Annotated in this window: 1 pseudogene; it reads right to left on the bottom strand. The window is 29.1% G+C overall.

The annotated features are described in order from the left end of the window. Positions 1-211 (bottom strand): annotated as a pseudogene (locus tag ACWA1B_RS23695) (hypothetical protein); the annotation flags it as partial. Between the last annotated feature and the right edge of the window lie 23 nt (positions 212-234).

Here is a 234-nt window from a genome sequence, read left to right as displayed (position 1 = left end):
CACAGAGTTGCAAGCCCATCAGTAAGTTATACAGAATTCGCGATATTAAATTTTTATTTTTTGTTATAATGAAATTATACTTTGATACACGTTTATATGTTTGAGTATCAATTTCTTTACCATCAAAGTGTATAAACTCTGTTCCATTTCTTTCATCAAAAAAACTGTGGATTTCTTCTTGTGTCTTAAGTGGCAAATCCATTCCAGACATTAAATGATAATACTGATAATGAC

It is taken from the genome of Flavobacterium xizangense, from assembly GCF_054075145.1.
This window is presented reverse-complemented; position numbering and strand designations above follow the sequence as displayed.